This window comes from Nocardioides sp. NBC_00850, assembly GCF_045207335.1.
Lineage (GTDB): Bacteria > Actinomycetota > Actinomycetes > Propionibacteriales > Nocardioidaceae > Nocardioides.
Genome location: NZ_CP108845.1, coordinates 303,092 through 328,689 on the forward strand (window position 1 = coordinate 303,092; position 25,598 = coordinate 328,689).

General features: G+C 70.4%; 31 protein-coding genes and 2 tRNA genes. 14 read left to right on the top strand and 19 right to left on the bottom strand.

What is annotated here, in order from left to right:
- The first annotated feature begins 10 nt into the window (after nt 1-10).
- Genes OH802_RS01430 through rlmC form a run of 3 tightly spaced genes read left to right on the top strand, consistent with a single transcriptional unit; the run spans nt 11 to nt 2,207 of the window.
- Entirely contained in the window at nt 11-685 is a 675-nt protein-coding gene (locus OH802_RS01430) for a DUF4190 domain-containing protein (protein WP_406024430.1), read from the top strand.
- Between the two features lies 1 nt (nt 686).
- Nucleotides 687-1,091 (top strand): DUF4190 domain-containing protein, encoded by a 405-nt coding sequence (locus OH802_RS01435; RefSeq protein ID WP_355019350.1) that lies wholly within the window; start codon nt 687-689, stop codon nt 1,089-1,091.
- Between the two features lie 3 nt (nt 1,092-1,094).
- Nucleotides 1,095-2,207 (top strand): 23S rRNA (uracil(747)-C(5))-methyltransferase RlmC, encoded by a 1,113-nt coding sequence (gene rlmC / locus OH802_RS01440; protein WP_406024433.1) that lies wholly within the window; start codon nt 1,095-1,097, stop codon nt 2,205-2,207.
- On the opposite strand, the gene OH802_RS01445 is transcribed toward rlmC, so the two are convergent.
- Nucleotides 2,204-2,563 (bottom strand): DUF6223 family protein, encoded by a 360-nt coding sequence (locus tag OH802_RS01445; protein ID WP_406024435.1) that lies wholly within the window; start codon nt 2,561-2,563, stop codon nt 2,204-2,206. The two genes, rlmC and OH802_RS01445, sit on opposite strands and share 4 nt — an antisense overlap.
- A gap of 171 nt (nt 2,564-2,734) precedes the next feature.
- Between OH802_RS01445 and OH802_RS01450 the strand changes: the two genes are divergently transcribed.
- The gene (locus tag OH802_RS01450; protein WP_406024437.1) at nt 2,735-3,844 is read left to right on the top strand and encodes a sensor histidine kinase; all 1,110 of its coding nucleotides are present in this window, start codon (nt 2,735-2,737) and stop codon (nt 3,842-3,844) included.
- On the top strand, nt 3,841-4,512 hold the full coding sequence (locus OH802_RS01455; RefSeq protein WP_406024439.1) for a response regulator: 672 nt from the start codon (nt 3,841-3,843) through the stop codon (nt 4,510-4,512). The genes OH802_RS01450 and OH802_RS01455 overlap by 4 nt, the downstream gene beginning before the upstream one ends.
- Here OH802_RS01455 and OH802_RS01460 read toward each other — a convergent pair.
- The 11 genes from OH802_RS01460 to OH802_RS01510 all read right to left on the bottom strand — a co-directional run bounded on the left by OH802_RS01460 (nt 4,490) and on the right by OH802_RS01510 (nt 11,585).
- The gene (locus OH802_RS01460; RefSeq protein WP_406024441.1) at nt 4,490-5,536 is read right to left on the bottom strand and encodes a UDP-N-acetylmuramate dehydrogenase; all 1,047 of its coding nucleotides are present in this window, start codon (nt 5,534-5,536) and stop codon (nt 4,490-4,492) included. The two genes, OH802_RS01455 and OH802_RS01460, sit on opposite strands and share 23 nt — an antisense overlap.
- Nucleotides 5,529-5,927: a MaoC/PaaZ C-terminal domain-containing protein gene (locus tag OH802_RS01465; protein WP_406024443.1), complete on the bottom strand. Its 399-nt coding sequence runs from the start codon at nt 5,925-5,927 to the stop codon at nt 5,529-5,531. The genes OH802_RS01460 and OH802_RS01465 overlap by 8 nt, the downstream gene beginning before the upstream one ends.
- Nucleotides 5,927-6,334, bottom strand: coding sequence for a MaoC family dehydratase N-terminal domain-containing protein (locus OH802_RS01470; RefSeq protein WP_355019357.1), 408 nt, complete (start codon nt 6,332-6,334; stop codon nt 5,927-5,929). Before OH802_RS01470 ends, OH802_RS01465 begins: the two co-directional genes overlap by 1 nt.
- A gap of 214 nt (nt 6,335-6,548) precedes the next feature.
- The gene (gene rpmG, locus OH802_RS01475; RefSeq protein ID WP_355019358.1) at nt 6,549-6,719 is read right to left on the bottom strand and encodes a 50S ribosomal protein L33; all 171 of its coding nucleotides are present in this window, start codon (nt 6,717-6,719) and stop codon (nt 6,549-6,551) included.
- A 46-nt stretch (nt 6,720-6,765) separates the two neighbouring features.
- Nucleotides 6,766-6,839 (bottom strand) — tRNA-Met (locus OH802_RS01480).
- Nucleotides 6,840-6,906: 67 nt separating this feature from the next.
- Nucleotides 6,907-6,979 (bottom strand) — tRNA-Thr (locus OH802_RS01485).
- Between the two features lie 74 nt (nt 6,980-7,053).
- The gene (locus OH802_RS01490) at nt 7,054-8,484 is read right to left on the bottom strand and encodes an amidase (RefSeq protein WP_406024446.1); all 1,431 of its coding nucleotides are present in this window, start codon (nt 8,482-8,484) and stop codon (nt 7,054-7,056) included.
- 27 nt (nt 8,485-8,511) lie between these two features.
- Nucleotides 8,512-9,189, bottom strand: a complete 678-nt coding sequence (locus tag OH802_RS01495; protein WP_406024448.1) for an LrgB family protein — start codon at nt 9,187-9,189, stop codon at nt 8,512-8,514.
- On the bottom strand, nt 9,186-9,575 hold the full coding sequence (locus tag OH802_RS01500) for a CidA/LrgA family protein (RefSeq protein ID WP_406024450.1): 390 nt from the start codon (nt 9,573-9,575) through the stop codon (nt 9,186-9,188). Before OH802_RS01500 ends, OH802_RS01495 begins: the two co-directional genes overlap by 4 nt.
- The gene (locus tag OH802_RS01505; RefSeq protein WP_406024452.1) at nt 9,572-10,510 is read right to left on the bottom strand and encodes an ROK family protein; all 939 of its coding nucleotides are present in this window, start codon (nt 10,508-10,510) and stop codon (nt 9,572-9,574) included. Before OH802_RS01505 ends, OH802_RS01500 begins: the two co-directional genes overlap by 4 nt.
- Before the next feature lie 43 nt (nt 10,511-10,553).
- A complete protein-coding gene (locus OH802_RS01510; protein ID WP_406024454.1) occupies nt 10,554-11,585 on the bottom strand; it encodes a pirin family protein in 1,032 nt (343 codons plus the stop codon).
- A gap of 71 nt (nt 11,586-11,656) precedes the next feature.
- Between OH802_RS01510 and OH802_RS01515 the strand changes: the two genes are divergently transcribed.
- Both OH802_RS01515 and OH802_RS01520 read left to right on the top strand, forming a co-directional pair.
- On the top strand, nt 11,657-12,841 hold the full coding sequence (locus OH802_RS01515) for a glycosyltransferase (RefSeq protein WP_406024456.1): 1,185 nt from the start codon (nt 11,657-11,659) through the stop codon (nt 12,839-12,841).
- 96 nt (nt 12,842-12,937) lie between these two features.
- The gene (locus OH802_RS01520) at nt 12,938-13,156 is read left to right on the top strand and encodes a hypothetical protein (RefSeq protein ID WP_355228159.1); all 219 of its coding nucleotides are present in this window, start codon (nt 12,938-12,940) and stop codon (nt 13,154-13,156) included.
- On the opposite strand, the gene OH802_RS01525 is transcribed toward OH802_RS01520, so the two are convergent.
- Entirely contained in the window at nt 13,153-14,043 is an 891-nt protein-coding gene (locus OH802_RS01525) for a DMT family transporter (protein WP_406024458.1), read from the bottom strand. The genes OH802_RS01520 and OH802_RS01525 overlap by 4 nt on opposite strands.
- Nucleotides 14,044-14,123: 80 nt before the next feature.
- Entirely contained in the window at nt 14,124-14,342 is a 219-nt protein-coding gene (locus tag OH802_RS01530; RefSeq protein WP_406024460.1) for a hypothetical protein, read from the bottom strand.
- A 331-nt stretch (nt 14,343-14,673) separates the two neighbouring features.
- On the opposite strand from OH802_RS01530, the gene OH802_RS01535 reads away from it, so the two are divergent.
- Both OH802_RS01535 and OH802_RS01540 read left to right on the top strand, forming a co-directional pair.
- Nucleotides 14,674-15,222, top strand: a complete 549-nt coding sequence (locus OH802_RS01535) for a type III effector (protein WP_406024461.1) — start codon at nt 14,674-14,676, stop codon at nt 15,220-15,222.
- A gap of 334 nt (nt 15,223-15,556) precedes the next feature.
- The gene (locus OH802_RS01540) at nt 15,557-16,129 is read left to right on the top strand and encodes a type III effector (protein ID WP_406024463.1); all 573 of its coding nucleotides are present in this window, start codon (nt 15,557-15,559) and stop codon (nt 16,127-16,129) included.
- Between the two features lie 127 nt (nt 16,130-16,256).
- Here the strand turns inward: OH802_RS01540 and OH802_RS01545 are convergent, their stop codons facing one another.
- Both OH802_RS01545 and OH802_RS01550 read right to left on the bottom strand, forming a co-directional pair.
- Nucleotides 16,257-17,423, bottom strand: coding sequence for a Fic family protein (locus tag OH802_RS01545; RefSeq protein ID WP_406024464.1), 1,167 nt, complete (start codon nt 17,421-17,423; stop codon nt 16,257-16,259).
- Between the two features lie 91 nt (nt 17,424-17,514).
- Complete coding sequence (locus OH802_RS01550) at nt 17,515-18,381, bottom strand: SDR family NAD(P)-dependent oxidoreductase (RefSeq protein WP_406024466.1); 867 nt, start codon at nt 18,379-18,381, stop codon at nt 17,515-17,517.
- Between the two features lie 94 nt (nt 18,382-18,475).
- Here OH802_RS01550 and OH802_RS01555 point away from each other — a divergent pair, with 94 nt between their 5' ends.
- The 3 genes from OH802_RS01555 (at nt 18,476) to OH802_RS01565 (ending at nt 21,251) form a co-directional block, all read left to right on the top strand.
- Nucleotides 18,476-18,928, top strand: a complete 453-nt coding sequence (locus OH802_RS01555) for a MarR family winged helix-turn-helix transcriptional regulator (protein ID WP_406024468.1) — start codon at nt 18,476-18,478, stop codon at nt 18,926-18,928.
- Nucleotides 18,929-18,944: 16 nt separating this feature from the next.
- A complete protein-coding gene (locus OH802_RS01560; protein ID WP_406024470.1) occupies nt 18,945-19,895 on the top strand; it encodes a metallophosphoesterase in 951 nt (316 codons plus the stop codon).
- Between the two features lie 96 nt (nt 19,896-19,991).
- Nucleotides 19,992-21,251 (top strand): serine hydrolase, encoded by a 1,260-nt coding sequence (locus OH802_RS01565; RefSeq protein WP_406024472.1) that lies wholly within the window; start codon nt 19,992-19,994, stop codon nt 21,249-21,251.
- 23 nt (nt 21,252-21,274) lie between these two features.
- On the opposite strand, the gene OH802_RS01570 is transcribed toward OH802_RS01565, so the two are convergent.
- Together OH802_RS01570 and OH802_RS01575 are read right to left on the bottom strand one after the other, a co-directional pair.
- Nucleotides 21,275-21,910, bottom strand: a complete 636-nt coding sequence (locus OH802_RS01570; RefSeq protein WP_406024474.1) for a response regulator — start codon at nt 21,908-21,910, stop codon at nt 21,275-21,277.
- The gene (locus OH802_RS01575; protein WP_406024476.1) at nt 21,903-23,138 is read right to left on the bottom strand and encodes a sensor histidine kinase; all 1,236 of its coding nucleotides are present in this window, start codon (nt 23,136-23,138) and stop codon (nt 21,903-21,905) included. Before OH802_RS01575 ends, OH802_RS01570 begins: the two co-directional genes overlap by 8 nt.
- 175 nt (nt 23,139-23,313) lie before the next feature.
- Between OH802_RS01575 and OH802_RS01580 the strand changes: the two genes are divergently transcribed.
- Nucleotides 23,314-24,309: an SMP-30/gluconolactonase/LRE family protein gene (locus OH802_RS01580; protein WP_406024478.1), complete on the top strand. Its 996-nt coding sequence runs from the start codon at nt 23,314-23,316 to the stop codon at nt 24,307-24,309.
- On the opposite strand, the gene OH802_RS01585 is transcribed toward OH802_RS01580, so the two are convergent.
- Nucleotides 24,287-24,502 carry a hypothetical protein gene (locus OH802_RS01585; protein WP_406024480.1) on the bottom strand — a complete coding sequence of 72 codons (216 nt, stop codon included), beginning with the start codon at nt 24,500-24,502 and terminating at the stop codon, nt 24,287-24,289. The genes OH802_RS01580 and OH802_RS01585 overlap by 23 nt on opposite strands.
- Here OH802_RS01585 and OH802_RS01590 point away from each other — a divergent pair.
- On the top strand, nt 24,501-25,589 hold the full coding sequence (locus OH802_RS01590; protein ID WP_406024482.1) for an ankyrin repeat domain-containing protein: 1,089 nt from the start codon (nt 24,501-24,503) through the stop codon (nt 25,587-25,589). The genes OH802_RS01585 and OH802_RS01590 overlap by 2 nt on opposite strands.
- Nucleotides 25,590-25,598 lie beyond the last annotated feature (9 nt).

Here is a 25,598-nt window from a genome sequence, read left to right on the forward strand (position 1 = left end):
AATGTCGGCCATGACGAACCCGTCCGACGATCAGCCCGATCCCAACAAGCCGGCCGACGCCTCCACCCCGCCTCCGCCGACCCCGTCCGAGCCGACCCAGGCCGACGAGACCCAGGTGGCGACGCCGCCTGCGTCGACGCCGCCTGCGCCGACCCAGCCGATGTACGGCCAGACCTACGGTGAGCAGCCGCCCAACCCCTATGGCGGCGCGACGTTCGACCAGAAGCCGCCGGTCCCGCCGACGGCCGGCTACGGACAGACGCCTCCGCCGCCGGCCTACGGCGGTCAGCCGAACTACGGTGGTCAGCCGGGCTACGGCCAGGCGCCCTACGGTGCTCCAGCTGCGTACGCCGGTCCGGTCGGCACCCCGGACTCGGGGGCGACCACGGCGATGGTCCTCGGCATCGTCGGGCTCGTGGGGTCGTTCCTCTGCGGTCTCCCCATCGTCCTCTCGCCGTTCGCCCTGTTCATGGGTCTCTCCGCCAAGAAGCGGATCGACGCGTCGGCCGGTGCCCTGACCGGCCGCGGCAACGCGCAGGCGGGCTTCATCCTCGGCATCATCGGGACCGTCCTGTTGGTCCTGAGCATCCTTCTGATCGCCGTCGTCATCATCATCGGCGTCAGCGGTGGGTTCGACGACCCGGGCTACGACAGCGGCTACGAGACCTACGACAGCGAGTTCTGAGATGACGGACACGCCGCCGCCGGGCTACCAGCCCGCACCAGCGCCCTACGGCTTCCCACAGCCCCCTCCGCATCCTGAGGCCAACTCGGCGATGGTCCTCGGGATCGTCGGGCTGTGCCTGTCGGTCATGTGCGGCGGGATCGGCGTCTTCGTCGCACCGTTCGGATGGGTCAAGGGCAAGCGGGTGATGGCCGAGATCGACGCCAACCCGGCTGCCTACAGCGGGCGCGGCAACGCTCAGGCCGGTTTCATCACCGGCCTCATCGGGACGATCTTCGGGGCGCTCTACATGCTCTTCTGGATCGCCTACATCATCTTCATCATCGTGATGATCGTCGTCGCCTCCAACGAGACCGACAGCACGACGTTCGACAGCATCAACGCGATGCTGAGCAGCCGAATCTGACGGATGGACTGCGGCTACTTCACCTCCGGCGCCTGCCGCTCCTGCCGCTGGCTGGAGATGGCGTACGCAGATCAGCTCGCGCAGAAACAGCGGCGGGTCGCCGAGGCTCTCGGCGACGTACGTTGGGAGGAACCGGTCTCCAGCCCGGAGGCCGGTTTCCGCAACAAGGCGAAGATGGTCGTCGCCGGCTCGGTGGAGGCGCCGACGCTGGGGATCCTGTCGCACGACGGACTCGGGGTGGACCTGCTCGCGTGCGGGCTGCACACCCCGGGCCTGCAGGCCGCGCTGCCGGTCCTGTCCCGGTTCGTCACGACCGCACGGCTGACCCCTTACTCCGTGCCGGAGCGGCGCGGCGAGCTCAAGCACGTGATCGTCACCGAGGCGCCTGGCGGGGAGCTGATGGTGCGCTGGGTGCTGCGGTCCACCGAGGCGCTGGCCCGGCTGCGCAAGCACCTTCCGGCTCTGCTGGACGAACTCCCGATCGGCGTCGCCTCGGTGAACATCCAGCCGGAGCACAAGGCCGTCATCGAGGGGCCCGAGGAGATCTTCCTGACCGCCCGCGAGGCGCTCACGATGGAGGTCAACGGGATCGGCCTGCGCCTGCGCCCCCACTCGTTCTTCCAGACCAACACCGATGTCGCGGCCGCGCTCTACCGCCATGCCCGCGACCTGGTCTCCTCGGCCGCGCCGACCTCTGTCTGGGACCTCTACTGCGGCGTCGGCGGCTTCGGGCTGCACATGGCCGCTCCCGGGCGGGAGGTGCTCGGTGTCGAGTCCAGCGAGCAGGCCATCGAAGCCGCCGCCTCGACCGCCGCGGAGCTGGGACTGCCGGGCACCAGCTGGGTGGCCGGGGATGCGGCTGCGTACGCCCTCTCGGCCGGCTCCGCGCCCGACCTGGTCATCGTCAACCCGCCGCGGCGCGGGATCGGCTCCTCGCTCGCTGGTTGGCTGGAGCAGTCGGGGGTCGAGCACGTCGTCTACTCCTCGTGCAACGTCGACACCCTCGCCCGCGACCTGCGCGACATGCCCTCGTTGCGACCGGTGTCGGCGCGGCTGCTCGACATGTTCCCGAACACCGATCACCACGAGGTCCTTCTCCTCCTCGAGCGGGGCTAGACGGCTTCACGCGCCCGCCTGAGTGCGAGAGCGCCGAGGACGAGGCCGGCGAGGCCGAGGACGATCGCCATCCCGCCGCCGACCACGCCGTTGCCGGTGCCGGGTCCGCCGTCGGCCACGATCAGGTTGACGACGCCGACGACCAGGGCGATCGTGCCGCAGCCGAGCGCGACGACGGCGCCGTTGCGGCCACGGTTGCCGACGCCGCGTACGGCACGGGCCAGCGCTACCGCGCCGGCCACTGCGCCGGCCAGGCCGACGAACGCGGCGAGCGTCGCCCACAGCCGGGCGGTGGTCAGTGTGTAGGCGCCGACGTCAGGGTCGGCGGCGCTGATGAGTACTTCGTTCAGGGACATGGAGGACTCCTTCATCGAGTTCGATCGGATGACTCGATCGTCCCGCCGGCGCACGCCGGAGTCGTCCTGCCCGCGTGGACTCTTCGGAGCCGTCGCTACTGCGTACGTGGTAGCCGGATCTCCTGCGTCAGAGGGACTCGCGGGCAGGAGGCGCGGGCATATCCTGCTCGCATGGCCAGGCAGCGGATCACGGTCGGAGACTGGGTCATCGCCGCTGGTGTGGCCGTGGCCCAGCTGGCCGCTGCGCTGAGTGGCGGTCAGCCCGACTCCGGCAACGAGCTTCTCGGCTACGCCGCGCTGGTCGCGAGCGGTCTCGTCCTGGTCTTCCGGCGCCGAGCGCCGGTCGCCGTGCTGGTCGCCAGCGGCGCCTGCGGGCTGGCCTTCCAAGCACTCGGGTTCGACGTCGCGGTGATCGCGTTCCTGGTCGCGGTCTACGCAGCCGTGCGGGAAGGGCACCGGCTGGTCACGGTGCTGGCCGCGGTGGTGATGCAGAGCGGGCTGTTCCTGGTGGCGTACGCCTCCGTGGGCGACCTCGGCGCCGCCTCCGAGCAGGCGCGCGGGGCCCTGGAGATCGCCTGGCTGATCGCGGCAGGCGCCGCCGGTGAGGCGCTCCGGCAGGCCGAGCGACGGGCCGACGAGGCCGAGCGCACCCGGGAGGCCGCGGCCCAGCGCCGGGCCGACGACGAGCGCCTGCACATCGCCCGCGAGCTGCACGACTCCCTCACCCACCAGATCTCGGTGATCAAGATCCAGTCCGAGGCCGCCGTCCACGTGGCCCAGCGGCGCGGTGAGGAGGTCCCCGAGTCGCTGCTGGCGATCCGGGAGGCCGGGCGCGAGGCTGCCCGCGAGCTGCGGGCCACGCTGACGGCGCTGCGCGACGACGATCCGAACCCGCCGCGGGGGCTCGAGGACGTACGCGACCTGGTGGGATCCGCCGGGTCCACCGGGCTGGACGTCACGCTCACCGTCGAAGGCCAGCCCGGCACGGTTCCGGTCGCGGTGGGCCGGACGGCCTACCGAATCGTCCAGGAGGCGCTGACCAACGTGACCCGCCACGCCGCGGCCACCACCGCGTCGGTCCACATCGACCACGGGCCCGACTCGCTCGGGATCCGTGTCGAGGACAACGGCACCGGCGCCCCGGCCACGACCGTGCCAGGCATCGGGCTGCTCGGGATGCGGGAGCGGGTCTCCGCCCTCGGAGGTCAGCTGCGGGCACAGCCCGGCGAGGAGGGCGGTTTCATGGTCGAGGCACGGCTGCCGGTGGAGCGTACGTCGTGATCCGGGTGCTCCTGGTCGACGACCAGCCGCTCATCCGCAGCGGTTTCCGGGCCCTCCTCGACATCGAGGACGACATCGAGGTGGTCGCCGAGGCCGCCGACGGCGTCGAGGCGGTGGCGCTCGCCCGCGAGCACCTGCCCGACGTGGCGATGGTCGACATCCAGATGCCCGTGGCCGACGGTCTCGAGGCCACCCGGCGGATCGCCGTCGACCCGACGCTGGCTGACGTGCACGTGGTGATCCTGACCAACTACGGCATGGACGAGTACGTCCTCGAGGCCCTGCGCGCCGGCGCTGCCGGGTTCCTCGTCAAGGACGTCCAGCCGGAGGACTTCGTGCACGCGGTGCGCGTCGCCGCACGTGGCGACGCCATGCTCGCGCCGTCGGTCACCCGCGCGCTGATCGACCACTACGTCAGCCAGCCCTCCCCGGCCGACGCTCCCCTCGGGCTCGCCGAGCTCACCAACCGGGAGCGCGAGGCCGTTGCCCTGGTCGCCCGCGGCATGACCAACGACCAGGTCGCCGAGGCCATGGTGATCAGCGTGCTGACCGCCAAGACCCACATCAACCGGGCGATGACCAAGCTGCACGCGCGCGACCGCGCTCAGCTCGTCGTGTTCGCCTACGAGTCCGGGCTGGTCGCTCCTAGAGCTCCACGCCGAGCATGACGGGCTCGTTGACGAGCACGATCCCGTACGCCGCCTCGACCCCGTCGCGTACCTCTCTCGCCAGGGCGAGCAGGTCCTCGGTCGTGCCCTGACCGCGGTTGGTGAGGGCGAGAGTGTGCTTCGTGGAGAGCGACACCCTCTGATTGCCGTGGCCCTTCTTGAAACCGGCGTGGTCGATGAGCCAGGCGGCGGAGGTCTTCACCGTGCCGTCGGGCTGGGGGTACGCCGGAGCGCCCTCCGGCACGTCCTCGGGGGCGACCACGGGGTTGGTGAAGAACGAGCCCGCCGACCAGGTGTCGTGGTCGGCCTCGTCGATGACCATGCCCTTGCCGCGGCGCAGGGACAACACAGCCTCGCGGATCTGCTTGGACGGCACCCGCGTGCCCTGCTCGACGCCGAGGGCGCCGGCGAGCTGGGCGTACGCGATCGGGGAGCCGGTCTCGCCGTCGGTGCCGAGCCGGAAGGTGGCCTCGAGGACCACGTATCGGCCCGGTCGCTCCTTGAACCGCGACCAGCGGTAGCCGAACGCGCACTCCCCGGCGGTGAAGCTCCGCACCTCGCGGAGCTCGCGGTCGAACACCTTGACCGAGGTGATGGTCTGGGAGACGTCCTGGCCGTACGCCCCGACGTTCTGGATCGGGGTCGCGCCCACGCTGCCGGGGATGCCGGAGAGCGCCTCGACGCCGCTCCAGCCCTTGTCGACGGCGGTCGTCACGAAGTCGTCCCAGGTCTCACCGGCAGCCACGGTGACGCGTACGCCACCCTCGACCGGCTCCGCCGCCACGCCCGTGGTCGCCAGCTTGATGACGGTGCCCGGGAAGCCGGCGTCGGCGACGACCAGGTTGCTGCCGCCGCCGAGGACGAGCACGTCCTTCCCGGCCGCGTCGGCCGCGGTCACGGCCTCGATGATCTCCGCGTCGGTGGTCGCGGTGATGAACTCCGCCGCCGGGCCGCCGAGATGGAAGGTGGTGTGGCGAGAGAGAGATTCTGTCGAAGCGGAGCCCGAGACGATCAGCTCAGACACGTACGGAGACCTTCGGCATGCCGAGGACCTTCTGGTCGCCGGAGAGGACGGTCAGGGCGATCGTCGCCAGCCCGTCCTCGACCGACTTCACGGTGCCGCTGACCGTCACCGAGGTGCCCTCGTCGTCATCGGGCACGACGACCGGGTTGGTGAACTTGGCGCCGAAGTCGACGACCTCGGCTCCGTCGGTCCACTCCGAGACAGCTCGGGCGACCAGGGCCATGGTGAACATGCCGTGGGCGATCACGCCGGGGAGACCGACGGCGGTGGCGATCCGGTCCGACCAGTGGATCGGGTTGAAGTCGCCGCTCGCACCGGCGTAGCGCACCAGCGACGCCCGGGTGATCGGGTAGGTCTTCGGGGCCAGCTCGGCGCCTGCTTCGAGTGCCATCACGCGACCTCCGCCGCTCGGTGGACCAGGGTGGCCGAGGTGGTGCAGACGACCGCCCCGGATTCGTCGGTGATCTCGGAGACCGTGCCGATGATGTCGTTGCCGCCGATCTGCCGCAGCGATGCGACGCTCAGGGTCGCGACCAGCACGTCCCCCGGCGCGATCGGCCGGGCGTACGAGAACTTCTGCTCGCCGTGCACGATCCGTGACAGCTCGACCTGGACGTCGTCCAGGAAGGCGTTCATCGCGTCGAAGGCGAGCACGATCGGGAACGTCGCCGGAACCGGGTCCCCGCTCTCCCAGCCCACACCGGTGGCGGCAGCGAACTCCCGCACCTTCTCATCGGTGACCCGATAGGGCCTGGTCGGAGGAAACGCGCGCCCTACGAGCGACCCATCAACTGCCATGCGGACAACTCTAGTGGCCAGCCGAGAAGTCACCCACGTCGGCCGAAGCGTCACCTCGGTCGGCCGAGGCGTCACCGGCCTGCCAACTCGGTCGACCGGACTGACGTCTCGGCCGACCGGGGTGACGTCTCGGGAAATGACGAACGCCCCGCCTCCCGGAACTCGGGGCGGGGCGTTCGGAGCGCCGATCAGCGTCGCGCTCTACTGAGAGGATTCAGCGGGTCTCGCGGTGCGGGGTGTGCTTGCGGCAACGCGGGCAGTACTTGTTGAGCTCGATACGGTCGGGGTCGTTCCGACGGTTCTTCTTGGAGATGTAGTTCCGCTCCTTGCACTCGGTGCAAGCGAGGGTGATCTTCGGGCGAACGTCGCTGCTCTTGCTGGCCACAGGAGTTTCCTTACGGTGCTGATCGAGGTGATGCGGTCTTTGGCGGTAGCGGGGGCGGGGATCGAACCCGCGACCTCACGATTATGAGTCGTGCGCTCTAACCGCCTGAGCTACCCCGCCTCAACAGGAATCAGGCCCGCAGTATTCCTACTGCGGGACCTCAACCCAAGAATCCTAATGGACTCAGAGCCCCTTTACGGAATCGAACCGTAGACCTTCTCCTTACCATGGAGACGCTCTGCCGACTGAGCTAAAGGGGCGTTGCGAAAGAGAACATTACGGTAGGGGCGGCGTGCTCAACAAATCGACACGGACCTTCCCTCCGCCGACCGCATCATCGCAGGTCAGCGGGGTCCTCGGCGCCTCGATCGGGCTCCCAGATGCGGGCGAAACCCATCGCCTCCTCGAGCTCGTAGGACAGCTCGAGGAGCATTCGCTCGCGCCCCGGTGCCGCCCCGAACATCATCCCCTGGGGAAGCCCGGCGAGGGTCTGCTGAACCGGCAGTGACACCGCCGGCCCACCGGTGACGTTCTGCCACGGCGTGAACGCGACCCAGTCCATCAGTCCCTTCATGACCAGATCGTAGATCTGGCTCGGCGCCAGCCGGCCGATCTCCGGTGTCTCGTGCGCGACGGTGGGCGTCAGGACGACGTCGTACGCCGCGTGGAACCCCTCCGCGATCGCCTGCGCCTTGCGCAGCCGGACGATGGCGGCGGGGACGTACTTGGCGTTCTTGATCGTGTGCTGAGCGAGGCCGACCGTGAGGTTGTCGAGTCGGCTGCGGTCCCAGGTCTTGCCGCGGAGCGGGCCGGCGTTGACCAGGGCTACCGCCAACGTCCCCCAGTAGAGGACGAAGTCGTCGGCGAAGGTCTCGGGCACCGGCGGCGGCACCGTCTCGACGGTGTGCCCGAGCTCCTCGAGCACCGCCGCGGTCTTCAGCGTCAGCTCGGCGACCTCGGGGCTGGCCTCGCGCCCGAGCGCGCCGGTGAAGACGGCACAGCGCAGCCGCTTCGACCCGGGGCCGGTGACGTCCCCGATCGGCCGCAGCGAGGTGTGGTGCGCCTTCTCGGCCTCCCGGAAGAAGGCGGCGGTGTCGCGCACCGAGCGGGTCAGCACGCCGTCGGTGACGATCTTGAGCGGCAGCAGGCCGTAGATCGGGTCCTGGGGCAGCCGGTCGCGGGTCGGCTTGAGCCCGACCAACCCGCAGGCTCCGGCCGGGATCCGGATCGAGCCACCGCCGTCGTTGCCGTGGGCGATCGGTACGGCCCCGGCGGCCACCAGCGCACCCGAACCCGCCGACGAAGCACCGGCCACGCGGCCGGTGTCCCATGGGTTGCGCACCGCGCCGAGACGCGCGTGCTCGGCCGTGCCCGAGAACCCGAACTCCGAGAGCTGGGTCTTCCCCAGCGACAGCAGCCCGAGCTTGAAGAGCAGCTTGGTCATCTCGCCGTTGCGCGAGGCCGGCGGCATGACGTACGAATCCGTGCCGTTCCTGGTGGGCACACCGGCGACGTCGGTGTTGTCCTTGATCAGGGTGGGGACGCCGGCGAAGAAGCCGGCCCGGGGAGCGCGCGCCTGGATCCGGGCCCGGTCGAAGGTGCGGTAGGCCATCGCTCCGAGCGCGGGGTCGACAGCCTCGATCCGGGCGATGGACGCCTCGACCGCCTCGAGCGTGCTGAAGTCACCGCGTCGCAGGGCCTCGGCGACCCCGACCGCGTCGAGAGTGCCGAGTACGTCGTCGGTGAAGGCGTGCACACGGGCCATGGGACCAACGTTAGGCCGCGGGGAGCCTCAGAGGAGGAAGTACGCCACCAGCGGAACCAGGAGACATGTCACAACCGCGGTGAGTCCCATCGCCAGTCCGGAGAAGGCGCCCTCGACCCGGCTCTCCTCCAGCATCCGGGCGGTGCCGATGCCGTGGGAGACCGCGCCGACGGCGATGCCGCGGGCACGCGGGTCGCGGATGCGGAGCAGGGTCAGGACCCGCGGTGCGATCATCGCGGCGAAGGTGCCGATCACGATCGCGAAGCACGCCGACAGCTCCGGGTAGCCGCCCAACCGCTCGGCCAGCGCGATCGTCACCGGAGCCGTGACGGCCTTCGTGGCCATCGTCCGCTCCAGCACGTCCCCGCCACCGAGCCAGCGGACCAGCAGGATGCCGCTGACCATCGACACGACCGCGCCGGCGGTCAGCGCGACCAGAACGGGCACCACCATCCCCTTCAGCCGCGCGACCTGGTGGTAGAGCGGGATCGCCAGCGCGACCGTCGCCGGGCCGAGCAGAAAGCTGATCAGCGTGGTGGCGTCGGCGTAGTCGTCGTAGGACGTGCCGCTGACGGCCAGCAGGGTGCCGACGATCACGATCGCCACCGCCACCGGCTGGGCCAGCGGCGAATGGGTCCGCTTGCGAAGCCACCGCCCGAACTCGTACGCCGCAACCGTCACGAACAGCCACAGGATGACGCTCACTCGATCTCCTCCCCCGGCGCGCCTTCGGTGCCGGTGACCTCGGGCACCCGGCGCAGGAACAGGGTGAGCACCCAGCCGACGACGGCCAGCCCGAGGAACCAGGAGCCGAGCAGTGCGACGACGATCGGCAGCGCCGCGTCGCGGATGACCGCGAGGTAGGCGATCACGCCGACTCCGGCCGGGATGAAGAAGAGCTGCAGGTGGGAGAGGAAGTAGTCGCCGACCTGGATGACCGGGTCGTCCTCGCCGTCACGGCGCCGCAGGACGAGGACGACGAAGAGCAGCAGCATCCCCACGACGGGACCCGGCAGCGGGATCCCGGTCAGCTCGACGATCGCGGTTCCGGCCAGCTGGCACCCGAGCAGCCAGAGCAGGCCGACGATCACTGCGGGTCGGAGAGGGACTCGATCGCCATCGCGGCGCAGCCCACCAGGCCCGAGGAGTCGCCATGGAGCTGAGCCATGAAGGTGAGCTCGCGGGTGGCGATCGGGTTGGAGCGGGCGTAGACGCTCTCGCGCACCCCGGCGGTGTAGAGGTCGAACGCACCGGCCATGTCGCCGCCGATGACGACGACCTCCGGGTTGAGCAGGTTGACGGCCGTGGCCACCACCTCGCCGAGCTGTCGTCCGCCCTCGCGCAGCAGCCCGCGCGCGACGGCGTCACCGGCGAGCGCGGCGGCCACCAGGTCGCGTACGTGGCCTGCGGGGACCCCGGAGTCGGTCAGCCGCTGGGCGAGCGCCCAGCCGGACGCAACGGTCTCCAGGCAGCCGGTCGAGCCACAGCGGCAGGGCCGGTCTCCGGCCGCGTCGATGCGGGTGTGGCCGATCTCGCCGGCCGCCCCGAGCGCGCCGGTGACCAGCTTGCCGTCGACGATGATGCCCATGCCGAGACCGGTCGAGGCCTTGACGACCAGGGCGTTGCGTACGGGATGGTCGGAGTTGAAGAGCTCCGACCGCGCCAGCGCGTGGGCGTCGTGGGCGAGGATCAGCGGCGCGTCGGTCAGCGCGGTGAAGTAGGGGGCCAGCTGGACGCCGTCCCAGCCGCCCATCGCCGGGGTGTCGATGCTCATCCCGAGATCGGGATTGACCACGCCGGGCAGGCTCATCCCTATCGCCAGCACGGGCAGGTCGATCGAGGTCACCATCTTGGTCATCCGCTCGACGACCTCGGGCATCAGCACCTCGGCGGAGATGCCGACCTCGTGGTCACGGGTGTCACCGGCCAGCTCCCGCCCGGCGAGGTCGAAGACCGCCGCCTGGCTACGGCTGCGGCCCACCGCCACGGCCAGCACGACCCCTGGGTCTGAGGATTCGTCACTCACGACTGCAGTCTAAGCACGAACTGAGCACGGGCACTGACGCGACCTAAGACCGCGAGCGGAGCCGGGCGTTGGGAAGCGGGGGTGCCGGGATCGGCCGCTGGTGGTTGCCCTCGACCACGCCGAAACGGCCCTCGGTCAGGTCCTGGGAGTCCTCGACCAGCTCGCCGCCACCGCGGGTGACCTGGCTCTGCCACTCCTCGCGGTAGCCGACGACCTCCTCGTGGGTGCGCCCGACGAAGTTCCACCACATGATGATCGACTCGCCGAACGGCGTACCGCCGAGGAGGAGCAGCCGGGTCCACGCCTCACCGGCCTGCAGGATCAGCGTCGTGGCGCCCGGAGGGGCGTAGGCGAGGGAGTCCTTCTCCACCTCGGCCGAGGCCGGGCCGGACGCGCCCAGGCCGGTCATCGACACCTCACCGGTGTCCACGAGTACGCCGTGCTCGAACCGCTCGTCGACCGGGATCTCGAGCCGGGTGCCGGGCTCGAGCAGGATCTCGGCGCCGAGGATCTCGGAGTGGGTCCGCACCGGCGAGGTGACGCCGAGAAGCGACCCCATGAAGACCCGCACGGTCGCCCCGTCACGCTCGATCGGCGTGGGCGCGTGGTTCTGGAACCCCGGCTCGACGTCGCGGAACTCGTTCGGCAGCGCGACCCACAGCTGCGCCCCGTGCAGCACGGTGGTCTCGGGCGTGGAGTTCTCCGAGTGGGAGATCCCGCGTCCGGCGGTCATCAGGTTGACCTCGCCCGGGCGCACCATCGCGACCGTGCCGACCGAGTCGCGGTGCTCGATCTCCCCGGTGAACAGCCAGGAGACCGTCGCCAGCCCGGTGTGCGGGTGGGGCGGCACCTCCATCCCTCCGGAGACGACGACGTCATCGGGACCGTAGTGGTCCAGGAAGCACCACGCGCCGATCAGCGAGCGGGCGCGGGCGGGCAGGGTGCGGCGTACGTTCATCGCTCGCGGACCGCCCAGCGGGACGTCGCGCGGGGTGATGATCTGGATCTCGACGCCTTCGTCCCCGTTTCCACCGACGCACTCGACGGGGGTGGGGTGCGCGTCCAGGTTGGTCATATCTTCAACGATATCTCGTACGTTGCTTCGCCATGCCGACGTCACATCGAGGTCGCCGAAGGGCTACCTCGATGCCACACGATGTGGCCGTGCTCATCGCTCAGCTCGCGAACTTCGTCGGCCCCACCTCCGGCGGCATGAAGACGGCTCTGGAGGCTCTCGCCCGTGGCTATCTCGAGGCGGGCCACGACCGGCTTCTGGTCGTCCCCGGCCCGTACGACTCGGTCACCTCGACCGACCTCGGCGAGGTGGTGCAGCTGAGAGCGCCGCGCGTGGGTGGCGGCTACCGGCTGATCATCGAGCCGTGGCGGGTGACCGACGTGCTGACCCGTTTCAACCCGACGAGCCTCGAGGTCAGCGACAAGTTCACGATGCTGCCGGTCTCGCGCTGGGCCCGGCGCCAGGGCATCGGGACGGTGCTCTTCTCCCACGAGCGGCTCGACGAGTACATGCCCACCTACACCGGCATGGACACCACCTCGAAGGTCTCCACCGCGCTGCTCAACCGGATGCTGGTGCGCTCCTTCGACCAGGTGCTGGTGACCTCCGACTACGCCCGGCACGAGTTCGAGCCGCTGGCCGCGACCGTCGGCTGTCCGATCGCGCAGGTGCCGCTGGGCGTCGACCTCGACTTCTTCCAGCCCTCGCTCGGGCACCGCGACGACACCCTGAGGCTCATCCACGTCGGCCGCCTCTCCCGCGAGAAGTCGCCCGACCTCGCCGTCGCCACCGCCGTCGAGCTGCATCGCCGCGGGTTCGACGTACGCATGGACGTCTACGGCGACGGGCCGCACCGTGCCGAGATCGAGGCCCTCGCCGCCGGCGCGCCGGTCGTCTTCCACGGGCACGTCTCCGACCGCCACCGGATCGCCCGGGCGCTGGCCGAGGCCGACGTGGCCCTCTCCGTCTGCCCCCGCGAGACCTTCGGACTGGCCGTCCTGGAAGCCCTCGCCAGCGGTACGCCGGTGGTGACCGCCGACCGCGGCGGCGCCCGTGAGCTCATCGACCCCCGGTGCGGAGCCTGGGCGTCCGCCCATCCGGCGGCGCTGGCCGACGCGGTCATCGACGTCGCCGATCGGCCGGTGGTGGCGACCCGGCACGCGGCACGCGCGCGGGCCGAGCAGTTCCCCTGGTCACGCACGATCGAGGACATGCTGGAGCTTCACGAGAGCCTGGCGCAGGAGACCGCGCCGACCTATCTCCTCGCGCGCTCGCGGCAGCGGCAGGCGGCCCGGCGCTCCCGGCGCTACGCGTGAACGGAGCGAAGTCTTCAGGGTGTCGGAGCGCACTTTCTGTTGGGACGCCGTTACCCTGCTGTGACCATTCGATGCCAATGACCACGTGAGGCGCACATGAGCGAGCTGACGACGAAACAGCGCACGCACTTCGCCGACTCCTTCGGCCCGGTGTGTCGCGCGTACGGAGAAGATCCGCTGACCTCCTACGACTATCGAGACGTCACCTGTGGTGAATGCCGGCATGCCGCGCCCTACATCAGCGCGCTGCCCGAGCACCTCAAGCCCAGGTCGACCAGGCGGCGCTCGTGGCCGCGATCGATGCAGGACCGCTAGGAGGGCACCCGGATCGCGGTTCGGTCGTGCTGCTCCGGAGTCCACTTCCCCGCCGACCGTGACCGGGCGAGCCCGACGATCCCGGTGATCAGCAACGCCCCTGCGCTCACCGCGACCCACAGCGTGGGGGCGGAGGCTCCGAAGGCGACCACCGCGGCGACGTACGAGACGGTGGGGTTGGTGATCGTCATCGCCGCCATCGCCCAGGGCAGCGGGCCGGCGGCGAGGGCCGCCTGGGTGAGCACGATCCCGAGGCCGCAGGTGCACAGCAGCCCGTAGAACGCCGGCAGCGTGAGCAGTCCGAGGAATCCGTCGGCGGCGGCCCGGTCGGCGGTGATCTTCAGCAGCACCGAGGTGGTCGCGAACGAGCAGCCGGCCGCGACCGCCGTGGTCGCCGCCGCGACCGGTGGCGGGAACCGATGCGCCACCAGCAGGAGTACGCAGATCACGACCGCCACACAGCCGGCGAAGAGCGCGACGCGGCCGACGTCGGCATAGGTGCCGCCGCGATGGTCGTCGGTGACCAGCAGGACCACGCCGCCACAGATCGCGGCTCCACTGACCCAGTCGGAGACCGTCGGCCAGTGGCGGGCGGCGATCGAGGCGAAGACGAGCGCGAAGAGCAGCTGCGTCGGCATCACCGACTGCACGACGGAGACCGACCCCAGGTGGAGCGCGACCGCCTGCACCCCGAAGCCGATCGCGTTGATCACCGCGCCGGCGACCCACAGCGGGTTGCGCACCAGCGCCAGCATCAGCTGCTCGACGCCGGCCATCCCGCCGCTGCGGCCGGGGGCGAGCGCACTGGCGCGCTGCTGGACCGCGGCGGAGAGCGAGAACAGGACGCATGCGCCGATGGCCAGGCTCACGGCCGCAGCATGATCCATGCTTCGACGCTAGACCTCGCGAGGAAAGCCCATCCGCCGCTCACGCGAGCATCGTGCGATCAGCGGATGAACCCTGAGGGTCAGATCTTCACCTTCGCGCCGAGGATCTCGCCGTACTCGACCCCGAGGACCGAAGGGTCGCCGTCCTTCGGCACCAGCACCGCGACCGTCACTGCGGTCCGGATCGACAGGTTCTTGCCGGCCCGGCTGCGGAACTGGTCGAAGGGCGGGTTCCACTCCCACTCGGTGCCCTGGCCGCCGACGATCGTGTCGACGGTGAACTCCAGCATCGCGAACACGCCCTCGCGCGTCTACACCATCCGCGGTCCGGTCTCATCGAATGGCTCCACGGTCGTCTTGACCGTGTCCACACCCATCTCCGCGACGTACGCGTCCATCTCGCGCCGCGGTGCCCGGAGCCGGTAGAAGCGATTAACCCCACCCGGCACCGTATTACCGGGCAGTATGGAACGTTTACGTTCACTTGGTAATCGTCATGCCGTGTCGCTAGGACAAGCAGCCGCTGAGTATCCCTAGCGTCATGAAGCGCACGCGGGCCTGTCGAAGCCGAATATGGCCGACTCGGGAACCGCGCTGCATTCAATTCGAATTGACGATGAAAGGTATGAAATGAGCAAGAAGACAGGGCTGCTCCGCCGCGCCGCGGCCATCGCCGCCTTCTCGGGTGTCGCCTTCGCGCTGACCAACGGAGTCGCTGAGGCTGCGCCGGCCACCGCCGACACCACGACTGCCGTCAGCACCTCGACGTCGGACCTCTCCCCCTCGTCACAGAAGGCCTGGGAGGACTTCATCCTCGGCGGCTCGTACATCACCGGCGGCGCCTCCCAGATGGTCAGCGGTGCCTGGGTCGGCGCCCCGGGCCTGATCCTCGCCGGCGCCACCGGCTCCCCGATCACCCCCGAGCAGGCCGCGGCCTGGGAGAACTGGGACGAGGGTGGGCACAAGATCGGTGAGGGCGCCGCCATGATGGTCGCAGGCGCCTATGTCGGTGCCCCCGGCATCATCCTCGACCAGATCGCGGGCGGGGCGACCCCGAGCGACCTGTCGCCGAGCGAGCTCGAGCAGGTCACGTTCCTCATCCCGGAGGACAGCCCGGCGCTCGACGGCGTCTCCACCGACCAGATCCCGAACCCGATGGCTCCCTTCGGGTCCCTCTGAGCGTCGATATGACGACCGCCGACCGACCGTAGCTCCCACCACGATCCGATCGGCGCCGTCCCCAGATGGCCCCGGCCGTGCCTTCGCGCACGACCGGGCCATCTGCGCATTTACGCACGTTCAGACAAGAACGTTGCAGGCTGGCGAAAATTACGTCATTACATTTCATTCGTCACTAGTTGACATGAAAACAGCCGTGTCGACTTGCTGTGATGGCCGTTGATTCTCTTAGCATCACTTCCCGGATGCGAACGTATCGATGCATCTGTTATCGATCCGGGGGTCGCGTCCGTGCGTGATGTTTCAATTCGAATTGATCGATGAAAGGTACGAAATGAACAAGAAGACAGGGCTGCTCCGCCGCGCCGCGGCCGTCGCCGCCTTCTCGGGTGTCGCCATCGCACTGACCGCCGGCACCGCCACGGCCGCCCCGATGACGGGCGACAACCACAACCGCAGCGAGGCCGAGTGCATCGCGGAGAACTCCTCCGGCGCCTCGGACCTCTCGCCCTCGAGCCAGAAGGCCTGGGCCAGCTTCATCTGTGGCGCCGGCCAGGCCACCGGCGGCGCCGCTCGCATGGTCAGCGGCGCCTGGGTCGGCGCCCCGGGCCTCATCCTGATGGGTGCCACCGGCTCCGACCTGAGCCCGGCGCAGAAGAAGGCCTGGGTGAACTGGGACGGTGGCTCGCACCAGGTCGGCAACGGTGCCGCCCTGGTCGTTTCCGGCGCCTACGTCGGTGCGCCCGGCATCGTGATGGACAAGATCATGGGCGGCGCCTTGCCGTCCGAGCTGTCCGACAGCGAGATGGACCAGGTTTCGTTCCTGCTCCCGATGGAGAACCCGGCTCTCGACGGCCTCCCCGTCGGCCAGGTCCCGAACCCGCTGGGTCCGCTCGGCACCTTCTGAGAAACATGACCATGGCCGAGTGATCAACCCCCTACCGACTGCTCGGCTACGTCACACAGGTGGCCCTGGGCGTGCACACGTGCACAGCCGGGGCCACCTGCACGTTTTCCGCCGTGTTCAGTCGCGTTCAGTCGTACACCAGTGGCTCCTCGATCACGTCCATCACCGCTCTGGCGATCCAGTAGTGCCGCCCGCCGCGGCCCGACCGGCCGGCGGCCTCGATCCACCCGCGCCGCTCGGCGTCCTGGATCAGGTTGCGGGCGCCCTGGTTGGTCAGGCCGGTCGCGTCCTGGACGCGCTTGACGGTCAGGTAAGGGTTGGCGAACAGCAGCGTGACCAGCCCGGACAAGTTGGCGCGTGAGGTGGCGGCCTCGTCGAGATAGCTCTCCCGGAGCGCGACCAGGCGCTCGGACCTGGTCGTGGCGTCCTCGGCCGAACGTCGCACCGCGGTGAGGAAGAACTGCAGCCACTCCTGCATCTCACCGCGCTCCCGGACGCTCTGCAGCCGCTGGTAGTAGGTCTGGCGGTTGGCCTCGATGTAGCCCGAGAGATAGAGCAGCGGCGTGGTCATCCGCCCCTCCTCCATCAGCATCAGGTTGATCAGCAGCCGCCCGATGCGCCCGTTGCCGTCGAGGAACGGGTGGATCGTCTCGAACTGGTAGTGCATCAGCGCGCACCGCACCAGCGTCGGGCTGAGGTCGGGGACGTTGACGTACGCCTCCCAGTCGGCGATCAGCTCGGGCAGGTCGGGCGGGAGGGGTGGGACGTACGCGGCGGTCGTGGGGTTGTCGGTCGGCGACCCGACCCAGACCGGGCTCCGCCGGAACTCGCCGGGGTGGCGCTCGTGACCCCGGACCCCGGTGAGCAGGGTCTTGTGGAGCTCGAGGACGAGCCGCTGGCTGAGCGGCCAGCTCCTGATGAGCTCGAAGCCCTGACGGGTCGCGGCGAGGTAGGCCTTGACCTCGGCGACGTCCTCGCTCCTGGTCGCCTGACCGCTGACCTCGTCCTGGAGGACCTCCTCCAGAGAGGTCTGGGTGCCCTCGATCCGGGAGGAGGCGACCGCCTCCTGGGTCAGGTAGGGCCCGATCAGCAGCTCGGGGTCCTGGATCAGCGCGCTCACTCCCTGGAGGCGCCCCAGCGCGGCGTCGGCATCCGAGAGTGCCTTCACGGTGAGCGGCTGTAACGGCAGGTCACGCGGGATGTGGGCGGGTCTGTAGTACCAGTAGGCCCACTTGTTCCCCGGCTCGCGGGTCGCCCTGCCGAACTGCGGAGCGTCGTACCTCTCCGGATCCATGACCGGTCAACTTACCACTCAGAGGTGGTTTGAGTTGGAAGTTGACGAGAACTTCCAAGTGGGGCTTGGGAGTTCCCCACCAACCTCCAAGTCAGAGCCGGTCGAGCAGGAGCTCGGTAGCTCGCCAGAGCTCGTCCTGGGCGGAGACGTCGGTTGCCGGATCCGCCGGAACGAGCTCGCGCCTGTGCTTCTCGGTCACGTACAGGCCGCTTCGCCCGGCATAGCGCGCCTCGGTGGCGAGGTCGACGATCAGGCCCGCGCCGCGAGCAGGGTCACCGATGCGCAACGCTCGGAGCACCCGCTCGAGTCCGGCGGCGAAGGGGAGGTCGCGACCCAGGCCCGTCACGTTGAACCCCGGGTCCACGCAGTTGGCGGTGACCGCGGACCCGTCGAGCCGCCGAGCGAGCGCGAGCGTGAACATGATGTCGAGGAGCTTGCTCTGTCCGTATCGCTCCGACGACCCTCGGGCGGTGAACGGGGTCGTGTCGCTCAGGACCTGCGGGATGCGGAGGTCGCCGTGTCGACGTGACGCCTCGGACGCGACATTGACCACCCGGCCCCCGGGAGATCGCTGCAGCGACGGCAGCAGCTCACGGGTCAGCACGAAGGGCGCGAGGTAGTTGACCGCGATCATCTCGGGGAGCCCGTCCGCCGTCACCCGCGGCTCGAAGGCATGTATCCCCGCGTTGTTGATGAGTACGTCGATCCGCCCGTGCCGAGACCGGATCTCCTCGCCCACCCTGCGCACCTCTCCCGGCCGGGAGAGGTCGACCACGAACACCTCCGGATCCGCGGACGGCGCGACCTCGCGTACGGACGAGATCGTGGCCTCCGCGCGCTGCGCGCTCCGCGCCGTGATGACCAGGTGCGCTCCTGCCGCGGCCAGCGAGGTCGCGGCGAGGGCACCGAGACCACCCGTCGCCCCGGTGAGGACGATCGTCGGAGCCTCGTCGTTCATGCGGCACTGCCTCTCTTCGACCGAACGGCCGATATAGTGTGGATATGCCCACTATATCGGATGGTGTGCAAATGCCCATTACTTGGAGAGCTGCATGACCCCAGCGACCACACGGCTCGGCTTCGAGCTCAACGCTCTGCTCAGCGCCTCGCGCGCACTCACCGAACGGTCCGCCGCGGCGTTCCACGAGGAGCTGCGCCCGGCCGCCTTCCACCTCGCCCGCTGGCTCTACGCGTACGGCCCAGCCAGACCGAGCGCCGTGGCCGAGGCCGTGGCGATGGACCGCAGCTCCGCCAGCGCCCTCTTCAAACGCATGACGTCCCTCGGTCTGGTCCAGAGCGATCGTGCGCCGGAGGACGGACGCTCGGTGCTCGTGTCCCTGACCGACGCGGGCCGCACGCAGGTCGAGCGGGCGCTCGCGCTGCGCCAGGACGAGCTGGAACAGCGTGTCGACGGCTGGTCCGAGGACGACCTGGATCGGCTCGTGTCGCTGCTCCATCGGTTCAACGAACTGCCGGGCGGCGGAGTGCAGCGAGACGGCAGTTGAACCTAGTGTGGGAACCGTGCAGTTCGGCCAGTACCCCTCTCCACGTCATACGATCGCCCACCTCTCCGACCCTCACCTCTACGCCGGGGACCGGCGGATCTTCGGCAAGGTCGACCCGACGCCCGGGTTCGAGCGTGCGCTGGACCGGCTGCGGGGGATGACGATCCCGCCGCAGGCGATCGTCTTCACCGGTGACCTCGCCGACCTGGGTGAGCGCGATGCCTACGTACGTCTCCGGAAGCAGGTCGAGCCGGTCGCCGCGGATCTCGGCGCCGAGATCATCTGGGTGATGGGCAACCACGACGAGCGGGAGGTCTACTCCGAGGTGCTCTTCGGGGAGGCCTCGGACGCGCCGCAGGACTGGGTCTACGACATCGACGGACTGCGGATCATCGCCCTGGACACCACCGTTCCGGGCTGGCACCACGGCGACATCACCGAGCCGCAGCTGGAATGGCTGGCCGACGTGCTTGCCGAGCCGGCGCCGCACGGCACCCTGCTCACGATGCATCACCCGCCGGTCCCGCTCCCCCTCAACGAGGCGAGCGTGATCATCGAGCTCGACGGCCAGGACCGGCTCGCTCAGGTGCTGGCGGGGACCGACGTACGCGCTGTTCTCGCAGGTCACCTGCACTACTCGACCTTCACCACCTTCGCCGGCATCCCGGTCTCGGTCGCCTCCGCGAGCTGCTACACCTCGGCACCGGCGACCCTCGACCGCTACTCCGCCTCCGTCGACGGCCACCAGGCGATCTCGCTGGTCCACCTCTACGACGAGGGCGTCGGCGGCGTCCCCGGCGCACCGGTCGTCCACACCACCGTGCCGATCGGAGAGGCCCCCGAGGTCGCCGGCTTCCCCTCCTCGGTCCTCGAGAAGCTCGGTCCGATGACCCCGGCCGAGCGCCGCGACCTCTTCTCCCGCAAGGGCAAGGCCGCTCGCGCCCTGCGGCGTCAGCTTCGAGACTGACCAAGGACTGCCTCGATCTCCGACTCGAGGCTGATGCGGGCGTACGTCCGGGCCCGGAACGATGGCTGCGAAACGTCAACGACGACAGGAGCAGCCATGTCTCGGACCCTCGTCCGCACGGGCACCGCAGCGATCGCCGCGGTGCTCCTCCCCCTGACGGCCGTGCCGGCCGCGTACGCCGAGCCTGATCCCCAGCCTGATCCCGGCCCCGCGGCGGTGGCGCCCGACCCGACCGCACTGACCCGGGAGGCGACCGCGATCGCCGAGCGGGCCGCCAGCGAGCGGCAGGGCCTCCGGGCCCGGTCGGCGACTCCCACCGCCGCCGACCTCGACCGTGCCGTCGACGCGTTCATCGCCGATGGTGCCGTGGGCGTGACCGCCCGAGTCGAGACGCCCGGCCTGGAGTGGTCGGGGGCGGGTGGCGTACGCGAGGTGGGGAAGAAGAAGCCGGTCAGGCGCGGCGACCGGTTCCACGTCGCCAGCAACACCAAGACCCTGATCGCGACCCTGGTGATGCAGGAGGTCGAGCGCGGCGGCTGGACCCTGGACACGCCCGCCAACGACCTGCTCCCGGGCACCTTCCCCGACGGCGTCACGATCAAGCACCTGCTCAACCACACCTCCGGCGCCCCACGCGGGCCCGAGGAGATCCTCTTCGACCGCGTCGAGGACCCGACCTCCTGGGACCAGCTGATCGACGCCCTCGGGCAGTACTACTCCGAGGCCGAGCACCTCGCCTTCATGCGCGGCGCAGGCTGGCTCTTCGAGCCCGGCACCGACTTCTCCTACTCCAACTACGGCTACGTCGCGCTCGGGGTCATGCTCGAGAAGGAGACCGGGGAGCGGATCGAGGATCTCGTACGCGACCGAGTGCTCGAACCCGCAGGCATGCGTCAGAGCGCCTACCCGACCGATGCCCGCAACCGCGGCCCGTTCCTCGAGGACGCCGGCCACTACGAGGGCCGCTGGCGGCCGATGACCGACCTGCACCCGAGCATCTTCCACGCCGCCGGGGCCGCGACGAGCACCACCGAGGACCTCGCCGACCTCAACGAGTCGCTCCTCACCGGGAAGCTGGTCAGCCCGGCATCGGTCGAGAAGATGCTGCCTCCGATCGCGGGCAGCAGCGACCCGGACTACGGGTTCGGGATCTACCGGGTCGCCGACCCGTGCAATCCCGGCGAGTATCTCTACGGCCATGACGGCGCCCACATGGGTGCGCAGTCGATCAGCTGGGGCTCACCGGACGGCACCCGCCAGATCACGCTCGGCTGGACCGGTCGCAACTGGGACAGCACCGACCCGATCTACGACCTCGGTCTCCTGCTCGAGCCCATGCTGCTGGCGACCTGCTGAGACGCTGGGTGCCGTCGCCGGCGTCAGGGTCGCAGAATGCGACGCTCGATCGCCGTGGCGACGGCACCGGCTCGGGTGTCGACGCCGAGCTTGGTGTAGATGTGGGAGAGGTGCGACTTGACCGTCGCCTCGCTGACCAGGAGCTCGCGGGCCATCTCCTTGTTGCCCAGCCCACGGGCGAGCAGCCGCAGGATCTCCACCTCGCGCGGGCTCACCTTCGGCGTCGGCGAAGCGGCCCGCTGCAGCAGCCGGGTCGCGACCGACGGGGCCAGCACGGTCTCTCCGCGTGCGGTGCCGCGGATGGCGCGGAACAGCTCGTCGGGCGGCGCGTCCTTCAGCAGGTAGCCCGCCGCACCGGCGTCGACTGCCTCGAGGACGTCGGCCTCGGTGTCATAGGTCGTCAGGACAAGTACGTGCGGCGGCGACGGCAGCTCGCGGACCAGCCGGGTGGTCTCCGCGCCGCCCGGTCCGTCGCCGAGGCTGAGGTCCATCAGCACCACGTCCGGCCGGGTCTCGCCGACGACCGCGACGGCCTGGGCCGAGTCGGCCGCCTCGCCGACCACGTCCAGGTCGTCCTGGGCGTCCACCAGGGCGCGTACGCCTGCCCGGACGACCGGATGGTCGTCCACCAGCACCACCCGGATGCGTTGCTCAGCCACGACGTTCCTCCCCCTGAGTGGATGCTGTCTGTCCGACCGCGAACGAGGCCGCGACCACCGTGCCCTCGCCCGGGGCGCTCTCGACGACCAAGTCTCCACCCAGCAGGCGGGCGCGGGCCCGCATCCCGGCCAGGCCGTGTCCGCGCAGCCCGTCGGACTCCTTCAGCTGCGTTGCGTCGAATCCGGCTCCGTCGTCGCGTACGTCCAGGGCGACCCCGCCCTCGTGGAAGGTGAGCGAGACGACCGCCGTGGTCGCGCCGGCGTGCTCGGCGACGTTGGCGAGCGCACCCCGCAGGGTGCGTACGACGGCGGTCGCCACCCGCCCGCCGACCTCGTGCGGGTCGCCGTGGACGTGGACCGGGACACTGAGCCCGGTGGTGGCGGCGACGTCGTCGGTGACCTGGCGTACGGCGGTGGCCAGCGCCGATCCGCCGGTCAGCTCGGTGGGGGCGAGGTCGCGTACGACCCGGCGCGCCTCGTCGAGCGAGGAGCGGGCCATGGTGGCCGCCTGGTCGACGTGGCTGCGGGCATCGGCCGGGCGCGACTCCCACTCCTGGTCGGCTGCCTGGAGCAGCAGGTTGATGCTGGTCAGGCCCTGGGCGACGCTGTCGTGGATCTCCCGGCTCAGCCGCGCGCGCTCGGCCACGACACCGGCTCTGCGCTCGGCGTCGGCGACCTCGTCCTGGGCCGCCTCGAGGTCTGCGAGGAGGGCCCGCCGAGTGACCGCGTCGCGCTCGAGGGCGCGGTAGGTGGTCACCGCGAGCACGGCGACGCAGACCGGGCCGAGCAGCACGGTCGGGTCGGCCAGGCCGGTCATCCGGCTCCACGCGACCGCGACGACCGCGACGAGGAACACCGTGACGGCCACGGCCCAGCGGAACGGCAGCACCCGCAGCGCCAGGAAGACCAGCGGCACGGCCGCCCACGAGAACGACGGCGCGATCAGCGCCAGCACCGTCCAGCAGGCGATCACCGCGGCCAGCCAGACGACCGCCGCGGTGCCGGCGAGGCGGCGGCCCGCGGCGTACGCGATCAGGAGGACGGCGGCGCCGGGCAGGACCACCTCGGCCTGGTCGCCGAGCCCGTGTCCCTGCAGATAGCGCGCGACCGAGGCGATCACGAGCACCACCAGCGAGATGTGGAGCCAGCGGTCGAGCAGCGTCTGGCCGGCCAGGATCCCACCGGTGCGCGGGCTGAGCCCCGAGGTTGGCACGGTATCGGTCGACATGGTCGTTCCAGGCTAGGCCGGTCGCGCGGCTCCGGCATCATCCGATCGGCTATCCGGGGTGTCGCCGAACGGCTATCCAGACGTCGCCGGTCACCCGATGTCTCGACCCCTCCCCGACGGCGATGGTTGATGCATCAGCTCGACCAACAGCACCGAACACCGGAGGAGCACCACCATGCGTACGTCCCGAATCGCCGCCCTCGCCGGCCTGGCCGGCATCGCCGCCTCGGCCACCCTGTCCTTCACCGCCCTCGGCATGGGCACCGCGGCCAACGCCGCCGAGGGCAACGGCCGCCCGGCGAGCTACCTGCTCGAGGGCGACCCGTCCGCCCAGGGCGGCTCGAAGTTCGAGGGCATCGGCGTGGACCAGGAGTCCGGGAGGTTCTACGTCAGCGAGGTCACCGGCGGCGAGATCCAGCGCGGCTCGGCCGACCGTGCCCAGGCCGAGGAGTGGCTGGCCGGTGACGGCACCGACGGCCGCTACACCGCTCGCGGCATCACCGTCGACGACGAGGGCCGCATCTACATCGCCGGCGGCCCGAACGGCACCGGCAACGACCGCCCCGACCTGTGGGTCTACAGTCCCGAGGGCGAGCTGCTCGCCGCCCTCCGCGTCCCCGACAACAACGCGTTCCTCAACGACGTCGCGATCGGGCCGGACGGCGCTGCGTACTTCACCAACTCCAACGACCCGACGATCATCCGCGTCGCCGAGGGTGCCGACGGCTGGCAAGCCACCGAGTGGGCCGACGGCAGCTCGCTGATCACCCCGGTCGAGGGCTTCAACCTCGGCGGCATCGTGCTGAGCCAGGACCGCTCCGCCTTCGTCGTCGCCCAGGGCACCACCGGGCAGCTGTGGCGCTTCTCCGTCGCCACCGGCGAGGTCAGCGAGATCGACACCGACGGCGCGAACCTGCGCAACGCCGACGGCCTGATCGCGAAGGGCCGCGACCTCGCCGTGATCCGCAACTTCGACAAGCAGCTCGTACACCTCGAGCTGAACCCGTCGGCGACCTCCGCCGAGCTCGTCTCGTCGCGCGCCACCGACCCCGACCGGGTCTTCACGACCGGCAAGCTGCTCGACGGCCGGCTGCTGCTCGTCGACAGCCACTTCGACGAGCAGACCGCGCAGGGGCCGTACGAGATCGTCACCGCCAGGATGCCGCGATGACGCTGTGCACATCTGCTCGGCGACACCTGCGGTGGTCGACCTCCGCCGCGGCGATGGCCGTGCTTCTGGCAGGCTGCGCCGCGGCGCCGTCGGAGACCGCCGAACCGTCTCCATCGAGCTCCGCGTCGAGCTCGGCGTCCGCCCCGCCGAAGGAGGCGAAGGGCACCCCCGACCCCGAGGAGCGACAGCGCATGAATGAGCAGCTGATCAAGGCCGCCTGGGACAACGACGTGGCCCGTGCCCGTCAGCTGGTCCGGGCCGGGGCCGACGTCAACTACGAGGACGAGACCCAGCAGAGCGCCTACCTCATCGCCGCGAGCGAGGGCTACGTGGATCTGCTCGACCTCGCTCTCCGCAACGGCGCCGAGATCAACGCCAAGGACTCCTACAACGGGACCGCGCTGATCCGCGCCGCCGAGCGCGGGCACGCCGACATCGTGGGGCGTCTGGTGCAGGCCGGGATCGACCTAGACCACGTCAACAACCTGGGCTGGACCGCCCTGCACGAGGCGGTCGTCCTGGGCGACGACGGCCCGGACGCGGCCGACACCGTACGGGTGCTCGTCGCGGCCGGCGTGGACATCTCGATCGAGGCGGGCCGGGACGGGAAGACCGCCCTGGAGCACGCCGAGGAGCGCGGTTTCGACGCGATCGTGTCGACGCTGCGTACGGCTTCGGCCGAGGTCGCCGACGGCGACCAGCAGCTCCTGCGTTCAGCTTCAGCGGGTGATGCGGACTCGGCCGCAGCGGCGCTCCGTGGCGGCGCCGATCTGGAGACCAGGGACGGCAACCGGCGTACGCCGCTGCTGCTCGCGGTCACCGACGACCACCTCGAGACGGCCCGTCTGCTCGTGCACCTGGGTGCCGACCCGGACGCCCTCGACGGCCAGCACGACACCCCCTGGCTGGTCACCGGTGTCACCGGGAGCGTCCCGATGGCCGAGCTGCTGCTCGGCGTCGATCCGGACCTGACCGTACGCAACCGCTACGGCGGCCTCTCGATCATCCCCGCCAGCGAGCGCGGCCACGCGGACTACGTGGAGCGGGTCACCCGCACCGAGATCGACATCGACCACGTCAACGACCTCGGCTGGACCGCGCTCCTCGAGGCCGTGATCCTCGGCGAGGGGTCCGACCGCTGGCAGCGGGTCGTCCGCAGCCTGCTCGAGAACGGCGCCGACCCGAGCATCGCCGACCGCGACGGCGTGACCCCGCTCGAGCACGCCCGCAACCGCGGCTTCACCGAGATCGCGCGGATCGTCGAGCAGCACGGCGGCTGATCAGCCGCC

Bases quoted from the DNA above. Each gene is read 5' to 3' on its own strand.
- OH802_RS01445 (WP_406024435.1), bottom strand. From the start codon at position 2,563: ATGTCCCTGAACGAAGTACTCATCAGCGCCGCCGACCCTGACGTCGGC.
- OH802_RS01525 (WP_406024458.1), bottom strand. From the start codon at position 14,043: ATGGATCATGCTGCGGCCGTGAGCCTGGCCATCGGCGCATGCGTCCTG.
- OH802_RS01470 (WP_355019357.1), bottom strand. From the start codon at position 6,334: ATGGCAGTTGATGGGTCGCTCGTAGGGCGCGCGTTTCCTCCGACCAGG.
- OH802_RS01590 (WP_406024482.1), top strand. From the start codon at position 24,501: ATGAATGAGCAGCTGATCAAGGCCGCCTGGGACAACGACGTGGCCCGT.
- OH802_RS01430 (WP_406024430.1), top strand. From the start codon at position 11: ATGACGAACCCGTCCGACGATCAGCCCGATCCCAACAAGCCGGCCGAC.
- OH802_RS01435 (WP_355019350.1), top strand. From the start codon at position 687: ATGACGGACACGCCGCCGCCGGGCTACCAGCCCGCACCAGCGCCCTAC.
- OH802_RS01550 (WP_406024466.1), bottom strand. From the start codon at position 18,381: ATGAACGACGAGGCTCCGACGATCGTCCTCACCGGGGCGACGGGTGGT.
- OH802_RS01580 (WP_406024478.1), top strand. From the start codon at position 23,314: ATGCGTACGTCCCGAATCGCCGCCCTCGCCGGCCTGGCCGGCATCGCC.
- OH802_RS01585 (WP_406024480.1), bottom strand. From the start codon at position 24,502: ATGCGCTGTCGCTCCTCGGGGTCGGGGGTGCCCTTCGCCTCCTTCGGC.
- OH802_RS01450 (WP_406024437.1), top strand. From the start codon at position 2,735: ATGGCCAGGCAGCGGATCACGGTCGGAGACTGGGTCATCGCCGCTGGT.
- OH802_RS01520 (WP_355228159.1), top strand. From the start codon at position 12,938: ATGAGCGAGCTGACGACGAAACAGCGCACGCACTTCGCCGACTCCTTC.
- rlmC (WP_406024433.1), top strand. From the start codon at position 1,095: ATGGACTGCGGCTACTTCACCTCCGGCGCCTGCCGCTCCTGCCGCTGG.
- OH802_RS01575 (WP_406024476.1), bottom strand. From the start codon at position 23,138: ATGTCGACCGATACCGTGCCAACCTCGGGGCTCAGCCCGCGCACCGGT.
- OH802_RS01465 (WP_406024443.1), bottom strand. From the start codon at position 5,927: ATGGCACTCGAAGCAGGCGCCGAGCTGGCCCCGAAGACCTACCCGATC.
- OH802_RS01535 (WP_406024461.1), top strand. From the start codon at position 14,674: ATGAGCAAGAAGACAGGGCTGCTCCGCCGCGCCGCGGCCATCGCCGCC.
- OH802_RS01510 (WP_406024454.1), bottom strand. From the start codon at position 11,585: ATGACCAACCTGGACGCGCACCCCACCCCCGTCGAGTGCGTCGGTGGA.
- OH802_RS01545 (WP_406024464.1), bottom strand. From the start codon at position 17,423: ATGGATCCGGAGAGGTACGACGCTCCGCAGTTCGGCAGGGCGACCCGC.
- OH802_RS01490 (WP_406024446.1), bottom strand. From the start codon at position 8,484: ATGGCCCGTGTGCACGCCTTCACCGACGACGTACTCGGCACTCTCGAC.
- OH802_RS01540 (WP_406024463.1), top strand. From the start codon at position 15,557: ATGAACAAGAAGACAGGGCTGCTCCGCCGCGCCGCGGCCGTCGCCGCC.
- OH802_RS01515 (WP_406024456.1), top strand. From the start codon at position 11,657: ATGCCACACGATGTGGCCGTGCTCATCGCTCAGCTCGCGAACTTCGTC.
- OH802_RS01555 (WP_406024468.1), top strand. From the start codon at position 18,476: ATGACCCCAGCGACCACACGGCTCGGCTTCGAGCTCAACGCTCTGCTC.
- OH802_RS01565 (WP_406024472.1), top strand. From the start codon at position 19,992: ATGTCTCGGACCCTCGTCCGCACGGGCACCGCAGCGATCGCCGCGGTG.